Below are 15,085 nucleotides of genomic sequence, written 5' to 3'. Positions count from 1 at the left end.
CTGAGGCTTGCTAGCGGCAGCTAAGGGCAAACTGCAAAATCGATCGGGGAGGCATGTCCATGTGACCTATTCGGAGCATAGTAAACCTCCCCTGATTTGTGGTTGAGGCTTATTAAGCATGAGGGTAGGCTCATCCCATCCTCAGGGAGCAAAAAATGAATGACTCGCTTGAACGGGTCGTTTCAGGGAGGGCCTGGGAAGAGGTCGAATGTGCGCCGGTAACGGAGAGCACAGTTATCGATCCTCGGGTCATCACGAGGCGCGGCCATCCCGGCCAGCTATTGGCCGGTTTGATTGACACAGTCGAGGCGGAGATCGTTCCCCGCCTTATTCTTGCCCGTCGTTCATCTCCGGGGATATATCCGGGACTTGGCGAACTGCCTCCGGGTGCCCTGGCCGAAGTCCCGCTTATCCTCGGGGAAGGTGCAAGCTATGTTCAGCAACCCGACGATGTGCTGGAGCTTGCGGATCTGCTGGTGAACGACCGGTTCCAGATAGCGGCTTCCTTCGTGGACGGGCTGCGGACGAGCGGCGTGCCGCTCGAGTCCCTCTACCTGGACTTGCTTGCTCCGACAGCACGCCATCTCGGCGATCTCTGGACGAACGATACTCTTCACTTCGCCGATGTCACGATTGGATTGTGTCATCTGCAACAAGTTCTGCACGACTTCAGTCCAGCGTTCCTGAACGAGGCGTCAACCCGCGACGACGGCCGCCGTGCCCTGCTGATGAGCGTGCCAGGGGGGCAACATACCTTCGGCGTGTCGATGGTGGCTGAATTCTTCCGCCGTGCGCGCTGGGATGTCGTCACCGGCGCCCCCGTCTCCCGCGATGAACTGATCCGAACCGTGCGCAGCCAGTGGTTTGCCGTGGTCGGCCTGTCAGTCAGTTGTGACGTACAACTGGACACACTGGTTGCGACCATCCGCCTGATTCGCCGCGCGTCGCGCAACCAGTCCGTCGGCATCCTGGTCGGGGGACCCGTCTTCGTCGAACATCCTGAAATGGTAACGCTTGTCGGAGCCGATGCGACGGCGGTCGACGGCCGGCAAGCTCCGGTACAGGCTGAAAATCTTCTTGCGCTGATCTCGAAACAAAGCTGAAACTGTCAAGGCCTTTAGACGTTGAACGGGTGGAGTCCACCCGGTTTTTTTTGTGCTCAGAGAAAAGGCGGCATTGAAGTGGCAAGTGTCAATCTCGATATACGTCAAGTCGGCTTGACAAAATTTTGCAGGATGTTCTAATGGTGAGACCTAAGGCGTCAGCCGAACTCGCCGGACCTCTTGGCAGCAAGACCGGCCTCAGACCTGCGGGCGCCGACTTCCATCCTTCGGGCTCGAAGGTCTCCCCTCCCGTGAAGCATTTCAAAGCTCCAAAGGAGTCGTTTGAGAACCTTGACGCCGAGGCCGTAGCGGCCTTGGTAGCGTCCGCCGGAGATATTGCCATCGTCATGGATGACAAGGGCATCATCCGCGACCTGACCTTCGGTAACGACGACCTGCCGCGCGAATGGACCGATCAATGGATCGGCCGTCCGTGGATGGAAACGGTGACGGTCGAAAGCCGGATCAAGATCGACAGCATGCTGAGTGAGGCTCGCGCCGGCATTCCGCCTCGCTGGCGGCACGTCAATCACCCCTTGCCCCGCAGCGCCGACATCCCGATCCAATACTCGGTCGTCCAGATCGGCGCCGAAGGCAGGATGGTGGCGGTCGGGCGCGACCTGCGGCCGTCCGCCGCCCTTCAGCAACGGCTGGTCGAAGCGCAGCAGTCGATGGAGCGCGACTACGCCCGCCTGCGTCATGTCGAGATGCGCTATCGCCTGCTGTTCCAGATGACGCCGGAGGCGATCCTGATCGCCGACGCCGCAACCCACAAGGTCCTGGAATCGAACCCCGCGGCGGATGCGCTGCTGGGATTCGGCGTGGCGGCCGGCGGCGCCGTGGGACGGGCCCTGTCAGACACGCTGGATGCCGCCGACGCTCCGGCGGTACAGTTGCTGCTGGCCGGCGTACGGGCGACGGGACGCGAGGACGAAGGACGCGTCCGCTCCACGCTGGGACGTGATCTCCGGATCACGGCATCGCTGTTCCGTCAGGACAATGCCTCGCTGTTCCTGGTGCGTCTGATGCCGCTGAGCGCCGAGCAGGCCGGTCAGCCGGAAACACAGCCGAGCCAGTTCCAGATCGTCGAGAACATGCCCGATGGTTTCGTCATCACCGATGCCGAGGGACGTGTGCTCGCCGCCAATTCGGCTTTCCTGGACCTTGCCCAACTGGCGGCGGAGGATCAGGCCCGGGGCCAATCGCTGGAGCGCTGGCTGGGACGGCCGGGAGTCGACCTGGGCGTGCTCCTTGCCAACCTGCGGCAGCATGGCTCTGTCAGGCTATATGCCGCGACGTTGCGCGGCGAGTACGGCGCCATGGCGGAAATCGAGGTGTCGGCGGCGTCCGTGCCAGGCGGCGACGGTCCCGGCTTCGGCTTCTCGATCCGTGACGTCGGCCGCCGGCTGACCGCCGACTCCCGCAAGAAGGAATTACCACGCGCCGTCGAGCAGCTGACGGAGCTGGTCGGGCGAGTGCCGCTGAAGGATCTCGTGCGGGAGACCACGGACGTGATCGAGCGGCTGTGCATCGAGGCGGCTCTGGAAATCACCAGCGATAACCGGGCTTCCGCCGCGGAGATCCTGGGATTGAGCCGGCAGAGCCTGTACGTCAAGCTCCGGCGCTATGGCCTGGGCGATCTGGAGAGCGGCGAAGAGTAACATCGGTCGGGACGCCGGAACGGGACGGTCCGGCCTGGACGTTCAGAGTGGTCAATGGACGATCCGCGGGTCGTCCAGGCTGACGCCGTCCTCCTGCTGCTGCTTGCATCCGCCGCCGGCTTGATCTGCGGCGGCGTTCAGCATGGCCTCGGCGGTCTGGCGAACCTGTTCCGACCGCGCCTTTTCGCGCGGGGAGCGGTTGCCCTTCTGGAAGAAGCCCGCGGCCTGGTGGGTCAGGGCCAGGGTTTCGACGACTTCTTCCATCGTCTGTTCCAGCGCGTCCGCGCTCAGGTTGTCGGATGCGGCATCGTCGCAGCTCGGCTGGGTCTTGTCATTCTCGCTCATCGGTCACGACCACATGGTTTTGCCTCTGTTGACAAAACCAACAGCGACTCTGCGCCTGACGTTCCGCATAAACCGATATCATAGGTTTCGGGGTCAACGTCTCGAAAGAGGAATAACCTTAGTGACGGACCGGCTGCCGACGCCCTGCTGGATCACCAGCGCCGGATAGTCCGGGATCTGATCGGCCGTCAGGGTAAGTCCGACCCCCTTCTGGGAAACAATAACCAGATCGTTGCCGGTCTGGGTCAGGCTTGCGTCGTTGTAGGCGCCGGTCTGGCTGGCGATCGCCAGGTTCCCCTTGCCAAGCTGGGCGATGGCGGTCCCGTTGGTGCCGCCGCTCTGCTCGATCAGCGTCGCGTTGGCCTGACCGGCCTGGAACGCATGGGCGGCCGTTCGACCGCCTGCGGCCGGCTCGCTCCGCCTCTCGCCCGCTATGCCGGCCCGAAGGACGGAAGCCTCACCGGACAGCGCCGCTCCTTCCTGACTTCCGATGCCGGCCAGGAGGATGTCGCCCTCTCCCGCGGTGGCGGGAGAGGAGAGGGACAGCAGAGTGGCGACGGCGGAGAGTATCAGGGAGGTGCGCATGATGAGGCTTCTCGTGCTCTGGTGCTGGGAGGAGAGGGGCGGCCGGACCGCTTACTTCTGCGTCTGGTAGGCGTAGTTGCCGACGCCGGCCTGGACGACGGCGCCGGTGTTGACCAAACCCGACTGGGTCTGGGTGGAGCGGTTGGCGGCGCCGATCTGGATCGACAGGGCTTCCTGTCCGAAGCCGGTCTGCGTCTGATAGGAGCCGTCATCGGAACCGACCTGAAGCACTGTGGCCGTATGGCCGATACCGGACTGCTCCTGGGTCGCCCCGTGCCAGTCGCCGACCTGAAGGACGCCCGCGAACGAGCCGACGCTGTATTCGGGAGCATCGGACCGGACGGTGCCGCGTCCGTCGGCATTGGTGTAGGGAGTGGTCGTTTCCCCGATGGTGCCCTGGGTCTGGAGGACGTAGTTGTCCTTGCCGACCTGGACCGAAGCGGCGAGGTTGTAGGCGCCGATCTGGGTCTGCGTCGCCATGTTGCGCGCGCCGTCCTGGACGGCGACCGCAGCCGACGAGACGCTGGCGATATCGAAGGTGGAGCGGGTCTTGACCGGACTGGACCGGTCGGCCGGCCTGAAGGTGTCGACGGCGACGCCTTCGGCGCCCTGGGTCTGCTTGACCGTGTTCAGCCTGCCGGTCTGGAGCGACAGCGCCACGTTGCCCGCGGAGCCGGCCAGCTGGTGCTGTGTCGCCCGGTTCCTGTTCCCGGCCTGGATCGCGACGGCGGTGTCGTCGAAGCCTTCCTGGGTCTGGTTGACCTTGTCGTGGTTGCCGACTTGAAGAACGTAGGCGTCGTTCTCGCCGGCAAGGGCGGCTGTCGAGGCCAGGAGAACGAGAGCGGTGGAAGCGAGGAAATGAATGCGCATGGTGGCTGCCTCGGCTTGATTGATTGCACTCGGGCTTTACCGGCCCGATCGGAGAAACCAGTGACTTGCTTGAAAAGTAAAAGATGCTGCGACCGAAATCCGACGGCTTACAGGCAAGACTGAGTGGAGCCCGAATCAGCAATCAAGATTTGCTTGGGTCTTTTTCTCTTTGAATGATAGTTTACTAAGGTCGAGGTGTGTGGCTGGTGTTGAATGCTTTCCGGTATCGTGTTCGCTGAAGTAACGATACCGATTGTGGTAGAGGGTGAATAGGCGTGCAGCGGAGATACCGAATTTAAATAAAATTTTAACGAAAGTTTAAACGTATTTGTGAATGGATCGCCGGCTGGTCAGCGGAGAGGTGAATCCCGAAGCCGAACTGGGCTACAATCAGGTTAAGGAAGTATTATCCAAAAGAAGGATGGGGAGAGCCATAGAGGGCGGGGCAGCAAACCTGCCGCGATGTCCTGGCGTCGATCCGCTTTGTCTCGGTCGTTGCTTGTGAACGAAACGCAAAAAGCCCGGCGGAATATTCCGCCGGGTTAGTTTGGCTAAAGTTCGGGTCGATGCTATTCGACCCGCAAGGGCCATGCCCTTGGCTCGATCCCCCGCCGGGGATCTTGCGGGGGTCGGTGAGGCCGTTATCCGGCCGACACCGTATTGGGTGTATTGATCGAGGTTCAGGCGGGGAGTACGGCGGCGTCAGCGCTGGGTCTGAACAGCCGTGTTGCTCCGGCCGACCTGGACGATCGTCGCGGCGTTGAACGCTCCGCCCTGGGTCTGCGTCGCCGAGTTGCCGCGTCCGACCTGGATGGTGGTCGCATCGTTCCGGAAACCGGCCTGCTGGACGGTCGCGGTGTTGTCCTTGCCCGCCTGCGCCACCGCGGCGCTGTTCTTCGTCCCGCTTTGGCGGAGATAGGCATCGTTGCCGAGACCGGCCTGAAGGATCGTCGCTTCGTGATCGGCTCCGGACTGGCTGGCATCGGCCTTGTTGCCCGTGCCGACCTGAACGACGGCGACGTCGTGGCCGTAGCCGACCTGAGCGATCATCACGTCGTTGTAGGTGCCGGCCTGGAAGATATTGGCGTCGTCCATCAGCCCGGCTTGGACCACCGTCACGTCGTTGGCCCAGCCGAGTTGGACGGCGGAGGCTTCGAGCCCCCCGCCGACCTGATCGATGAAGGCGTCGTTGCTCCCGCCGACCTGGGCTATGACGGCGTCGTTCCACGTACCGCCCTGGTGGATGGCGGCGGTGTTGCCGTAGCCGGCCTGCATCAGGTCGGCGTCGTTATGGTAGGCGATCTGGATGATTTCGGAATCGTTGTAGGCGCCGAACTGAAGGGTGGCGGCGGTATTCGAATATCCGTCCTGAAATTGGATCGAGCTGTTGGCAATGCCCATCTGAACGATTTCGGCATCGTTGAATGTACCGGCCATTACCGGAGCCGAAAGGCAAATCACGGCCGCCGACGCCAGGAGAACCTGCTTGATGTTCGGTGGGGTCATGGTGGAAGCAATGTCCTCGGCGGTAAATGGGGAAAACAGATCCAAGCCGGCGAAATAGACGGCCGGGAGGAGAGGCGGAGGGCCGAAGCCCCCCGCCCGCCGCACCGCTTAGCGCTGGATCTGGTGGGCCGAGTTGCCCACGCCGACCTGCATGGCCACGGCGTTGTCGCCACGGGCATACTGGTCCTGGTGCACGTGGTTGAACGCACCGGCCTGAACGGCGACGGCGTTGTTGGCGACGCCCGTCTGGTGCTGGAGAACGGAGTTGGCGAAGCCAACCTGGAGAGCGGAGGCCGTGTTGTACGCGCCCGACTGGGTCTGCTCGGAGGAGTTGCCGATACCCACCTGAAGGACGGAGGCCTCGTGGCCGTAGATGCCCGACTGATCCTGCTTGGCCACGTTGAAACCGCCGACCTGCATCGCCACGGCGTCATGACCGAGGCCGTACTGGTTCTGCTCGGCCGAATTCTTGACGCCGGCCTGAATTGCCAGCGCGTCGTTGAAGCCGCCCGCCTGCTTCTGCTTGACGGAGTTGCCGATACCCATCTGGACCGCGGTGGCTTCGTTGTAGGCGCTGTACCAACCTTCCTGGGTCTGCTCGACCTTATTGTCGATGCCGACCTGGAGCGACATGGCGGAGTTCCGCACGCCTTCCTGGGTCTGGCTCAGCTCGTTGCCGAGGCCGAACTGGGCGCCGGCGACGACGCCTTCGTAGCCGGACTGGGTCTGGAGCGAGTCGTTGCCGCCGCCGACCTGAAGGATATAGGCGTCGTTGCTGCCGGCCAGGGCGGCGCCAGTGGACAGGGTGACGAAAGCAACGGAAGCGAGAAGAAGATTACGCATGACTTTAGCCTCTATTTTGGGAAGAACAGGGCGAAATTGCCCGGTGGAAGCCGATTATCGGTCCAAACGAATGGTCTTGCGGTGGGAGGCGGGGGTGATGAAAAACCCCCGCCGACCGGCCTGAATGATTTTCCGCGCGCTTATTTCTGGGTCTGGCTGGCCGTGTTCTTCACGCCAGCCTGGATCGCCAGGGCGTTGTCGTTGTGGCTGGTCGCTTCCTGCTTCTGGGTAGCGGTGTTCTGGAAGCCGGCCTGGATGGCGGTGACGGTGCCGTAGTCGCCCATCTGATGCTGCGTCACGGAGTTGCCGGCACCGATCTGGAAAGCTGTGGCTTCGTTGAAAGAGCCCTGCTGCCGCTGTACCGACTCGTTATCGATGCCGACCTGAACGGCCAGGGCATCGTTATCACTTTTCCGCTGGATCTGGGTGGCGGTGTTGCCGATGCCTGCCTGGAGGATCGTGGCTTCCTGATACTTGCCGGTCTGGGTCTGGGTGGCCTCGTTCTGCGCTCCGAACTGGACGGCGAGGGCGTTGCTCTCAAGGCTGATGGCGGTGTCGGCGCCCTGGGTCTGGGTTACGGTGTTGCCGAAGCCGAGCTGTACGGAAACCGCTTCGTTGCCGGTGGTGACCTTGTTGACGGGAGCGTCGCCCTGCGTCTGTGTCGTTTCGTTGCCGCCGCCGACCTGAAGAATGAAGGCGTCGTTGTTGTCGGCCAAGGCGGCCGAGGTCAGGGCGAAGAAAGCGGCGGAAGCGAGAAGAATATTGCGCATGACTTTGAAGTTCCAATCGATTGTTTGAATTTTGGGCGCAATTGCCCCTTGGCCTTTGTGTGCAAAGAACCTAACGAATTCATTTTTTCGAGAAGGGACCGGGGGGCCGAAACCGCCCTCCCGGCGTCTTCGAGGTCTTACGGCAGGGGCTGGCTTGCCGGGGCTTCGGCCGATTGCGGGGCCGGTGCCTGATGTTCCACGGGAGCGGACATCGGGACGGCGCCCGGCGCGATGATCCGGCCGCCCGGATTGGGCGTCTGCCCCGGCACGATATATGTCGGACCCGGTGTCGGCGCAGGGACGCCGGGTGTCAGCGGTGGAGCCAGCTTTTCCTCGCCGTTGGCATCGGGAGAGGGAGACCGGGCTGGCGGCGGGCTGACCTGGAGGTCGCCGGGCGAAGTCTTGACGGTCTGGACGTTGTAGATGCCGTCGCGCTCGGCCCAGTACTTGTTGATGAGGCCTTGCGTCTGTGCGGGGTCCTTGAGCCGCCAGAAGTTGTCGATCAGGCCTTCGACGACCAGGGTATAGACGGCCTTCTCGACCGCCGACTTGACCGCCAGGGTAACCGGCTCGTTCGTGGTGATGCCGGTCTCGACTTCCAGCAGCTTCTTGAAATCGACGAAGCGGAAGGCGCCGCCCTGGAGGGCCGCTGAATATATCGTCTTTGAAACGTTGACCGATTTCAGCACTTCGCCGGACTGGACCGATACGGCGCGGAGGAAGACCGTTACGGTATCGCGGCGGTAGTCGGCATTCGCGCCGACGCCGAGGAACCGGGCGCCGAAGCCGCCGGTGATCGTGTTGCTGTCGTAGCCGATGATGCCGCCTTCCAGCATGATGCCGGCATAGGTCATCGGCGGCAATGCCGGCAGGTCCTTCCCGCCGTATTCCTCGCGGGTGACCCGGATGATCTGGCGTTCCTGAAGAAGGGAAGGCAGGGACGCCCGCTCGACCGGCGTGAACCACTTCCTATTGCCGGCGCGTTCCAGGGCGTTGATCAGAATGGATGTGCCGCCCTGGGTGACCGCCCGGCTGTATTCGGAGAAGTTTTCGTTGGGCTTGTTCTGCCCGGTCAGATCCTCGAACTTGTAGACGGCGACCGCGACTTTGCGGAACGGTTCCGGCAGGGCCTGGAGTTCATCCAGGTTGATGGTCTTGATCTCGGCTTCCGCCGGCTGGGAAAAGGCCAGTTCCGGGCGGCTGTTGGGTTGGGCGCAGGCGGCCAGAGCCACGCTGCTCACCACGGTGAGCAGTAGATTGCGGAAAATACGCATGATTGAAAACTCTCTTCACAGGAAATGGCCGAGAATCCGGCACTGATGTCAGCGGATCGTGAAGCTTCCGTCGGAGTTCGGCGTAATGGAAAGGCCGAGACCGCTTCGCGTGGCGGTGCCGCTGCTTGTCCCCGTGGTAGTATCGGTGGTCGTATTAACGGCGCCGGAGCTCGTGCCGTTTCCGATGCCGTCGGTCAGGACGCCGCTTCCGGCGGTTCCCGTGGTGCCGGCAGTCGTAGCGCCGGCGGTGCCGAAATCGATGTTGTTGAGGACTTCCTCGATATCGACGGCGTCGGGGTCCTTGTAGCGGTCGTTGGCATTGGCGATGCCAAGCAAATGTGCGGAGTTGAAAGGATCGCCGCCGAACGAAGGATTGATCGGCCGGTAAGTGAGTTGACCGGCTGCGGCGGTTCCGTTCAAGCAGACCAATAAAATGGTGCCTGCGATAAGGGAATTTGATACTTTAGCCATCTGTCATTTCCTCGCTCAGCCCGCGTCCGGCTGGCTATTGTTTTATTTGTTCGGCTTTTCGGATCGCTTTGTTTCGCGTCCTGCCGTGTTCTGAGATTGAAAATACCGATATGGGTAGAAACAGCCAAGCCGTGGAAGAGAGGTATGGGATTTTTATAAAGTTTTAACGAAAGTTTACTCGTGCGCTTTCAGAACCGCTTGGATTGGGTATCCGTTCACGTCAGGCGGACGGGATGCGAATCGTGCCGACGGGGGAGGTGCCGGATACTTCCAAAGAGAAGCCGCCCTATATCGTGCCGTCGAGCCGGTTTCACTTTTAACTAAAATTATTAAGATTTGATGAAGCAGGCGCCGAAACAGAAATAATTTTTCCCGGTGCTTACTGAAAAAGCAGCAAAACCCGCATTGACCTTTGGGATATTTACTTTCGAGTTGACTCCAAATAGCTTCAGCTTTGTAGCGTGATCTTTTCGGAAACGCTGGAAGCCATGACAAGCAAGGGGCTGCATCATGACGATGCTGACTTCGGGAGTGCTCCGGTGAGATCCGGGTATCGTCCATCGCTCAGACTGAAGCTGATCGTGGCCTTCGCCATTCTCTCGTCCATTGTCGTCATCGGAATCAGCATGCTGGTCGGCGCGATCGCCTCGCGCCAGGTCGAGCGCAGCAGCAGCGCCATGCTGACCGAAGTCGCGCATCAGATGCGCGACAAGCTGGATACCGGCATGTTCGAGCGGTTCCGCGACATCGGCGTCGCGGCGTCGCTGACGAAACATCTGCTTGGTCCCGGCAGCGCCGATGGCTGGCGCTCGCTGGTGAACAGGCTTCAGGCGACATATCCGCTCTATGCCTGGATCGGCTTCACCGATGTGCAGGGGACGGTCGTTGCATCGACCGGAGGGTTGCTGGAGGGCAGGGATGTCGGCGCCCGGCCGTGGTTCCAGGAAGGCTTGCGCGGAATCCATGCCGGCGACGTCCATGAAGCGCTGCTGCTCGCGAAACTGCTGGCCGAACCGTCGGAGGAGCCGCCGCGCTTCGTTGACGTGGCGGCGCCGGTCGTCGATGCCGGCGGCAACACCATCGGCGTGCTTGGCGCCCATCTGAACTGGCAGTGGGCGGAGGAGGTCGAGCGCTCCGTCCTGGTGGATGCCGCCCGCCATGAAGCGGCGGAAGTGCTTGTGGTCACCCGCGAAGGGCAGGTGATCCTGGGGCCGACGGGACTTCGGCATACCGCGCTGGACCTTGCCAGCCTCCGGGCGGCGCGGGCCGATGGCGGCGGGTCGATGGTCGAGCGCTGGCCCGACGGCAGGGACTACGTCGTCGGCTATGCCCGGAGCTTGGGCCACCGGGAATATTCCGGTCTGGGCTGGACCATCCTGGCGCGGCAACCGCTGGAAGTCGCCCTGGCGCCGGTTTCGACTCTGCGGCAAAGCATCCTGATGGTCGGGCTGGCGACGCTGCTGGCGTCGCTGGGCCTCGCCTGGTTCATGGCGTCGCGGCTGGCATCGCCGCTGGCGCGGCTCCGGCGGGCAGCGGATCGCCTTATGGAAGTGTCCGGCCCCGTGTCGATCCCGCTGGCCGACGACTATGCCGAGGTGAAGTCGCTCAGCCAGTCGCTTGACCTGCTGGTCCGACGGTTGCGGGATCGCGAAGAGCAGGTGCGGATGACGGTGGAAGCCGGACAGGTCGGGACGTGGGACTGGGACATGGAGAGCGGCGCCATGACCTGTTCCGACCGGTGCCGGGAGATCCTGGACATCGACGGCGCCATCGGACTTGCGGCTATCCTGGACCGCGTCCACGTGGACGACCGCGAGTATTTCGGCAGGTCGATGGACACCATATCCATCCTGGGCGAGATGCGGATGGAGATCCGCACGGTGGACCGGGCTGGCGAAACCCGCTGGATCGACATCCGGGGGCGTGTGGCCGAGAACCGGACGCGGTCCGCGCGTTTCCTCGGCACGATGATCGACATCACCGACCGCATCCGCCTGATGCAGGAATTGGGCGACTCCCTGCACGAGAAGGATATCCTGCTGACCGAAGTGCATCACAGGGTCAAGAACAACCTTCAGGCCATCTGCGGCCTATTGCAGGTGGAATCGAACCGGCTGCGCCACAATCCCGAAGCTCGTGAGCGCATGCATCTGATCGGTCAGCGGATCGCCGTGCTGGGGTCGATCCACCAGCATCTCTATACGGCGGACAACGTCGCGGAGGTCAGGATAGTCGACCATTTCCGCCGGCTGTGCGAAACGCTGTGGGGCAGCTACCTGGACCGGCCGGTCAAGCTGACGGTGGACGCCGAGCCACTGTGCTGCGACCTGGATACCGCACTGCCGCTGGGCCTGATCGCCCACGAGCTGGTGATCAACAGCCTCAAGCACGGCTGCGCCGACGGCGGGCAGGGATGCGTGCGGATCGGCCTGCATCACAGGCCGGAGATCGGCCGCGTCGTGCTGACGGTATCGGACGACGGTCCCGGTCCGGCGGAGGACGCGGCGGCCGGCGCGGGGCTGGGGCTGATCCTGCTGAGGGCGCTGGCGGACCAGATCGACGCCACGGTCGAGGTCTGCACCTTGGCCGGGTACCGGACGACGGTGTCGGTCGAGGAGCACCGCTTCTCCGGTTTCGGCGCCGGCGCGCCGTCCAGGCGGGCTTGGGAGGTGGCGGCAACCTGACGCGGGTTATCCGGGCCGATCCCGGAACGGAGGGGCGGCGGATGGGTTCATGACCTGATCCGATCCCGGACGCTCAACGGATGGCTGTTCGCCCATGGACGCTACGAAATACGACCGGCTGCTGAACCTGTGGCTGCGGCTCAAGACCAGCCTGTGGTTCATACCGGTGCTGATGACGCTGGGGGCGGGAGTCATCGCCGTCTTGGCCTTGCGGATCGACAGCGATCTTTTGCCAGACGGCGAGCGGGTCTGGTGGCTTTACAGCGGCAATCCGGGGAGCGCCAGCGACCTGCTGGCGACCCTGCTGTCCTCCATCATCACGATGGCGACGCTGGCGATCTCAATCACTATGGTCGTGCTGACGCTGGCGGCCAGCCAGCTTGGTCCGCGCCTGATCCGAAGCTTCATCGGCAACCAGCGGACGCAGGCGTCGCTGGGCTTCTTCATCATGACGATTGTCTACCTGCTGCTGGTCTATCGCCGGATAGACGATCAGCTTTCGGCGGAAAACGTGCCGCACGTGGCGATCACGCTGGGCAGCGTGTTGTCGCTGGTCTGCGTCTTTCTGCTGCTGTTCTATGTGCATCACCTCGCCAGCTCGATCGTATCGGACACGGTGATCAACCGCGTCGGCGGCGAGATGGACGACCTGATCGAGCGGCTTCTGCCCGAAGCGGGCACCGTCGCCCCCAGCGACGCCCGGCCGGAAACCGACGTCCCGGAGGAGACCGGCGGTAAGGCGCTGGGACTGCCGAAGGGCGGCTACGTCCAGACGATCGGGTATGCGGCGCTGGTCAATCTGGCCCAGGACCATGACGTGACCCTGACCCTTCGCTTTCGCGCAGGCTCGCACTTGCTGGCCAGCGGGCGCCATGTGCTGGTCTTGCCGCAGGAGCGGGCGAGCGACGAACTGGCCGGCAAGATCGCCGACGCCATCGTGCTGGGATCCGAGAGCACGCCGACCCAGGACCTCGAGTTCTCGCTGCGCCAGATGGTCGAGGTGGGGCTTCGCGCGCTGTCTCCCGGCATCAACGACCCCTATACCGCCGTCGCCGTGATCGACCGGCTGGCGACCTCGATCGCGCTGGTGATGGGCCGCGACATGGAGCCGGCCTTCCACCGGGACGAGCAGGGCGTGGCGAGGCTCGTGACCCGGCCTGTCACGTTCACCGGGCTGGTCGACCGGGCCTACAACGAGTTGCGTCAGGCGGCGTCGACCTCTCCCGCCGTCCTGATCCACATGCTCGATTCGCTGACTGAGTTGGCCTGCCATTGCCGGACCGCGCAGCAGCGGGACGCCTTGGCCCGGCATGCCGGGATGATCGCATCCGCCGGTCACCGGTCCGCCGAGGAAGAGTCGGACGCGATGGCGATTTCCATCCGATACGACACGGTAGCCAGGAGCCTTGCGGCCCTGGATGTATCCTGAGCGGGCTTGTGAGCGATGAACCCGGTATGATCCGGAGCGGAGCTTCATCGGGGAAAGCCCTGAGGGAAAGGTAGTTCATGGCGCGCTTGAGACATCATCGGGAAAACCATCTGCTCGAACGCATCGGATGGCTGCGGGCGGCAGTGCTGGGAGCGAATGACGGCATCGTCTCGACCGCCAGCCTGATCGTCGGCGTCGCGGCGTCGAATGCCGAGCCGAGGGAGATCCTGGTCGTCGGCGCCGCCGGGCTGGTGGCGGGCGCCATGTCGATGGCGGCGGGGGAGTATGTCTCCGTCAGTTCGCAGTCCGATACCGAGCAGGCCGACCTTGCCAAGGAAGCGAAGGAACTGCACGAGTATCCCGATGCCGAGCGGGAGGAACTGGCGCAGATCTATGTTGGGCGTGGGCTGACGCTGGATCTGGCGCGGCAGGTCGCCGTGCAGTTGATGGATCACGACAAGCTGGGCGCGCATGCGCGGGACGAGCTTGGGATATCGGAGATCACGACGGCGCGTCCGGTCCAGGCGGCGATGGCCTCGGCGGCATCCTTCGCGGTCGGGGCGGCCTTGCCGCTGGTGACGGTGCTGTTGGCTCCGGCCGGGATGCTGATTCCGGCGGTGTCGGTCCTGTCGCTGGCGCTGCTGTCGCTGCTGGGTGCGGTCGGCGCACGGGCGGGTGGGGCGGACCCGGTCAAGGGCGCGGCGCGCGTGGGGTTCTGGGGTGCGGCGGCGATGGCGCTGACCGCCGGCATCGGGGCGGTGTTCGGGACCGTCGTGTAGTGGTGGAGCCGGGGCGGGGCGGGCGAGGGAGCGTCGGGGCCAAGCAAAAAGGGCGGGGTTGCCCCCGCCCTTTCTGGGAATATTCTGTTGCTAGGCCATTCCAGCCCCGCCTAGTTTCACCACGGCCACCGTTAGGCAGCTACGCGGAGATCCTGAGCATTGTGGTTGTCATTTGCGACATTCACAAGTTGTCGGACGAGCTTCACCCCGGAAGGGGATCAGCGGGCGTACCTCACCCAGCATCTAAACGACCCTTATTCACCCACGTCGATCCTAATTCGCCCCCATAGGACAAGCCCTGAACTCCAAAGGAGGTTTGGCCTGATGGTCCGAAGACCATGCCCCGCTCATCACGAGGTCTTTTGGTGGAGGCGGGGGGCATTGCAGCCCCCGTCCGCCAGGTCTTATATGATCGCAGTCTCGAACGGCCCGAAGGCCGCTCTGCAACGCTGAGCATTAGATAGGCGAAATCGGTCGGGACTTCAAGCCCCCCGGCGGGGGCTCGATGGGTCTATCATGCCGGGGTATTCGGGACCGGTGCGGTGACCAGGGCCAGAAGCTCCCGCTCGATCGCATCCTTGCGGGCGAACGCGGCTTGGCGCTGATGCTGGAGGGCGGTGACCCCTGTGCGGCGATACCACGCGACCTGCTCCCGCCGCTTCGTCATCCAGGCCGCAACGCGGGCGCTGTGGTTGGCCCGCGTGCCGGCCTCGCCATGGGGGGATGCCAGCCTGAGAAGGAAATTGCTCACGTACAGAGGGTGGC

The 15,085-nt window shown here is 63.4% G+C and carries 14 protein-coding genes and 1 other RNA gene; 5 read left to right on the top strand and 10 right to left on the bottom strand.

Going from position 1 to position 15,085, the window contains the following annotated elements:
- Positions 1–155 precede the first annotated feature (155 nt).
- Both N826_RS09220 and ppsR read left to right on the top strand, forming a co-directional pair.
- Entirely contained in the window at positions 156–1,103 is a 948-nt protein-coding gene (locus tag N826_RS09220) for a cobalamin B12-binding domain-containing protein (protein WP_084720605.1), read from the top strand.
- Positions 1,104–1,243: 140 nt separating this feature from the next.
- The gene (ppsR, locus tag N826_RS09215) at positions 1,244–2,764 is read left to right on the top strand and encodes a transcriptional regulator PpsR (RefSeq protein WP_244619563.1); all 1,521 of its coding nucleotides are present in this window, start codon (positions 1,244–1,246) and stop codon (positions 2,762–2,764) included.
- Between the two features lie 51 nt (positions 2,765–2,815).
- Here ppsR and N826_RS09210 read toward each other — a convergent pair whose 3' ends face one another.
- The 8 genes from N826_RS09210 to N826_RS39785 all read right to left on the bottom strand — a co-directional run bounded on the left by N826_RS09210 (position 2,816) and on the right by N826_RS39785 (position 9,428).
- The gene (locus tag N826_RS09210) at positions 2,816–3,109 is read right to left on the bottom strand and encodes a hypothetical protein (RefSeq protein WP_044427849.1); all 294 of its coding nucleotides are present in this window, start codon (positions 3,107–3,109) and stop codon (positions 2,816–2,818) included.
- A gap of 93 nt (positions 3,110–3,202) precedes the next feature.
- Positions 3,203–3,694, bottom strand: coding sequence for a hypothetical protein (locus N826_RS09205; RefSeq protein WP_044427848.1), 492 nt, complete (start codon positions 3,692–3,694; stop codon positions 3,203–3,205).
- A 51-nt stretch (positions 3,695–3,745) separates the two neighbouring features.
- The gene (locus tag N826_RS09200; RefSeq protein WP_044427847.1) at positions 3,746–4,564 is read right to left on the bottom strand and encodes a hypothetical protein; all 819 of its coding nucleotides are present in this window, start codon (positions 4,562–4,564) and stop codon (positions 3,746–3,748) included.
- Positions 4,565–5,266: 702 nt separating this feature from the next.
- On the bottom strand, positions 5,267–6,070 hold the full coding sequence (locus tag N826_RS09195) for a hypothetical protein (RefSeq protein ID WP_052830958.1): 804 nt from the start codon (positions 6,068–6,070) through the stop codon (positions 5,267–5,269).
- Between the two features lie 108 nt (positions 6,071–6,178).
- Entirely contained in the window at positions 6,179–6,913 is a 735-nt protein-coding gene (locus N826_RS09190) for a hypothetical protein (RefSeq protein WP_044427845.1), read from the bottom strand.
- A 140-nt stretch (positions 6,914–7,053) separates the two neighbouring features.
- Positions 7,054–7,683 carry a hypothetical protein gene (locus tag N826_RS39790; protein ID WP_052830957.1) on the bottom strand — a complete coding sequence of 210 codons (630 nt, stop codon included), beginning with the start codon at positions 7,681–7,683 and terminating at the stop codon, positions 7,054–7,056.
- Positions 7,684–7,820: 137 nt separating this feature from the next.
- Positions 7,821–8,957: a CsgG/HfaB family protein gene (locus tag N826_RS09180; RefSeq protein WP_052830956.1), complete on the bottom strand. Its 1,137-nt coding sequence runs from the start codon at positions 8,955–8,957 to the stop codon at positions 7,821–7,823.
- A gap of 48 nt (positions 8,958–9,005) precedes the next feature.
- Positions 9,006–9,428, bottom strand: coding sequence for a curli assembly protein CsgF (locus tag N826_RS39785; RefSeq protein WP_084720604.1), 423 nt, complete (start codon positions 9,426–9,428; stop codon positions 9,006–9,008).
- A gap of 539 nt (positions 9,429–9,967) precedes the next feature.
- Here N826_RS39785 and N826_RS39780 point away from each other — a divergent pair.
- The 3 genes from N826_RS39780 (at position 9,968) to N826_RS09160 (ending at position 14,320) form a co-directional block, all read left to right on the top strand.
- Entirely contained in the window at positions 9,968–12,112 is a 2,145-nt protein-coding gene (locus N826_RS39780; protein WP_169789310.1) for a sensor histidine kinase, read from the top strand.
- Positions 12,113–12,206: 94 nt separating this feature from the next.
- Positions 12,207–13,541, top strand: a complete 1,335-nt coding sequence (locus tag N826_RS09165; protein ID WP_052830953.1) for a DUF2254 domain-containing protein — start codon at positions 12,207–12,209, stop codon at positions 13,539–13,541.
- Between the two features lie 77 nt (positions 13,542–13,618).
- Positions 13,619–14,320, top strand: coding sequence for a VIT1/CCC1 transporter family protein (locus tag N826_RS09160; RefSeq protein ID WP_044427844.1), 702 nt, complete (start codon positions 13,619–13,621; stop codon positions 14,318–14,320).
- A gap of 72 nt (positions 14,321–14,392) precedes the next feature.
- Here the strand turns inward: N826_RS09160 and ssrA are convergent.
- Positions 14,393–14,794: a transfer-messenger RNA gene (gene ssrA / locus N826_RS41255) on the bottom strand.
- Between the two features lie 40 nt (positions 14,795–14,834).
- Positions 14,835–15,071, bottom strand: coding sequence for a hypothetical protein (locus N826_RS09155; protein ID WP_044427843.1), 237 nt, complete (start codon positions 15,069–15,071; stop codon positions 14,835–14,837).
- Between the last annotated feature and the right edge of the window lie 14 nt (positions 15,072–15,085).

This window comes from Skermanella aerolata KACC 11604 (genome assembly GCF_000936425.1).
Taxonomy (GTDB): domain Bacteria; phylum Pseudomonadota; class Alphaproteobacteria; order Azospirillales; family Azospirillaceae; genus Skermanella; species Skermanella aerolata.
Note: the sequence above shows the minus strand (reverse complement) of the source record. Positions and strands in the feature narration are given on the sequence as shown.

What these genes read in the sequence shown, in the direction of transcription:
- N826_RS09220 (WP_084720605.1), top strand. Translation starts at nt 156, where the DNA reads ATGAATGACTCGCTTGAACGGGTCGTTTCAGGGAGGGCCTGGGAAGAG.
- ppsR (WP_244619563.1), top strand. Translation starts at nt 1,244, where the DNA reads ATGGTGAGACCTAAGGCGTCAGCCGAACTCGCCGGACCTCTTGGCAGC.
- N826_RS09210 (WP_044427849.1), bottom strand. Translation starts at nt 3,109, where the DNA reads ATGAGCGAGAATGACAAGACCCAGCCGAGCTGCGACGATGCCGCATCC.
- N826_RS09205 (WP_044427848.1), bottom strand. Translation starts at nt 3,694, where the DNA reads ATGCGCACCTCCCTGATACTCTCCGCCGTCGCCACTCTGCTGTCCCTC.
- N826_RS09200 (WP_044427847.1), bottom strand. Translation starts at nt 4,564, where the DNA reads ATGCGCATTCATTTCCTCGCTTCCACCGCTCTCGTTCTCCTGGCCTCG.
- N826_RS09195 (WP_052830958.1), bottom strand. Translation starts at nt 6,070, where the DNA reads ATGACCCCACCGAACATCAAGCAGGTTCTCCTGGCGTCGGCGGCCGTG.
- N826_RS09190 (WP_044427845.1), bottom strand. Translation starts at nt 6,913, where the DNA reads ATGCGTAATCTTCTTCTCGCTTCCGTTGCTTTCGTCACCCTGTCCACT.
- N826_RS39790 (WP_052830957.1), bottom strand. Translation starts at nt 7,683, where the DNA reads ATGCGCAATATTCTTCTCGCTTCCGCCGCTTTCTTCGCCCTGACCTCG.
- N826_RS09180 (WP_052830956.1), bottom strand. Translation starts at nt 8,957, where the DNA reads ATGCGTATTTTCCGCAATCTACTGCTCACCGTGGTGAGCAGCGTGGCT.
- N826_RS39785 (WP_084720604.1), bottom strand. Translation starts at nt 9,428, where the DNA reads ATGGCTAAAGTATCAAATTCCCTTATCGCAGGCACCATTTTATTGGTC.
- N826_RS09165 (WP_052830953.1), top strand. Translation starts at nt 12,207, where the DNA reads ATGGACGCTACGAAATACGACCGGCTGCTGAACCTGTGGCTGCGGCTC.
- N826_RS09160 (WP_044427844.1), top strand. Translation starts at nt 13,619, where the DNA reads ATGGCGCGCTTGAGACATCATCGGGAAAACCATCTGCTCGAACGCATC.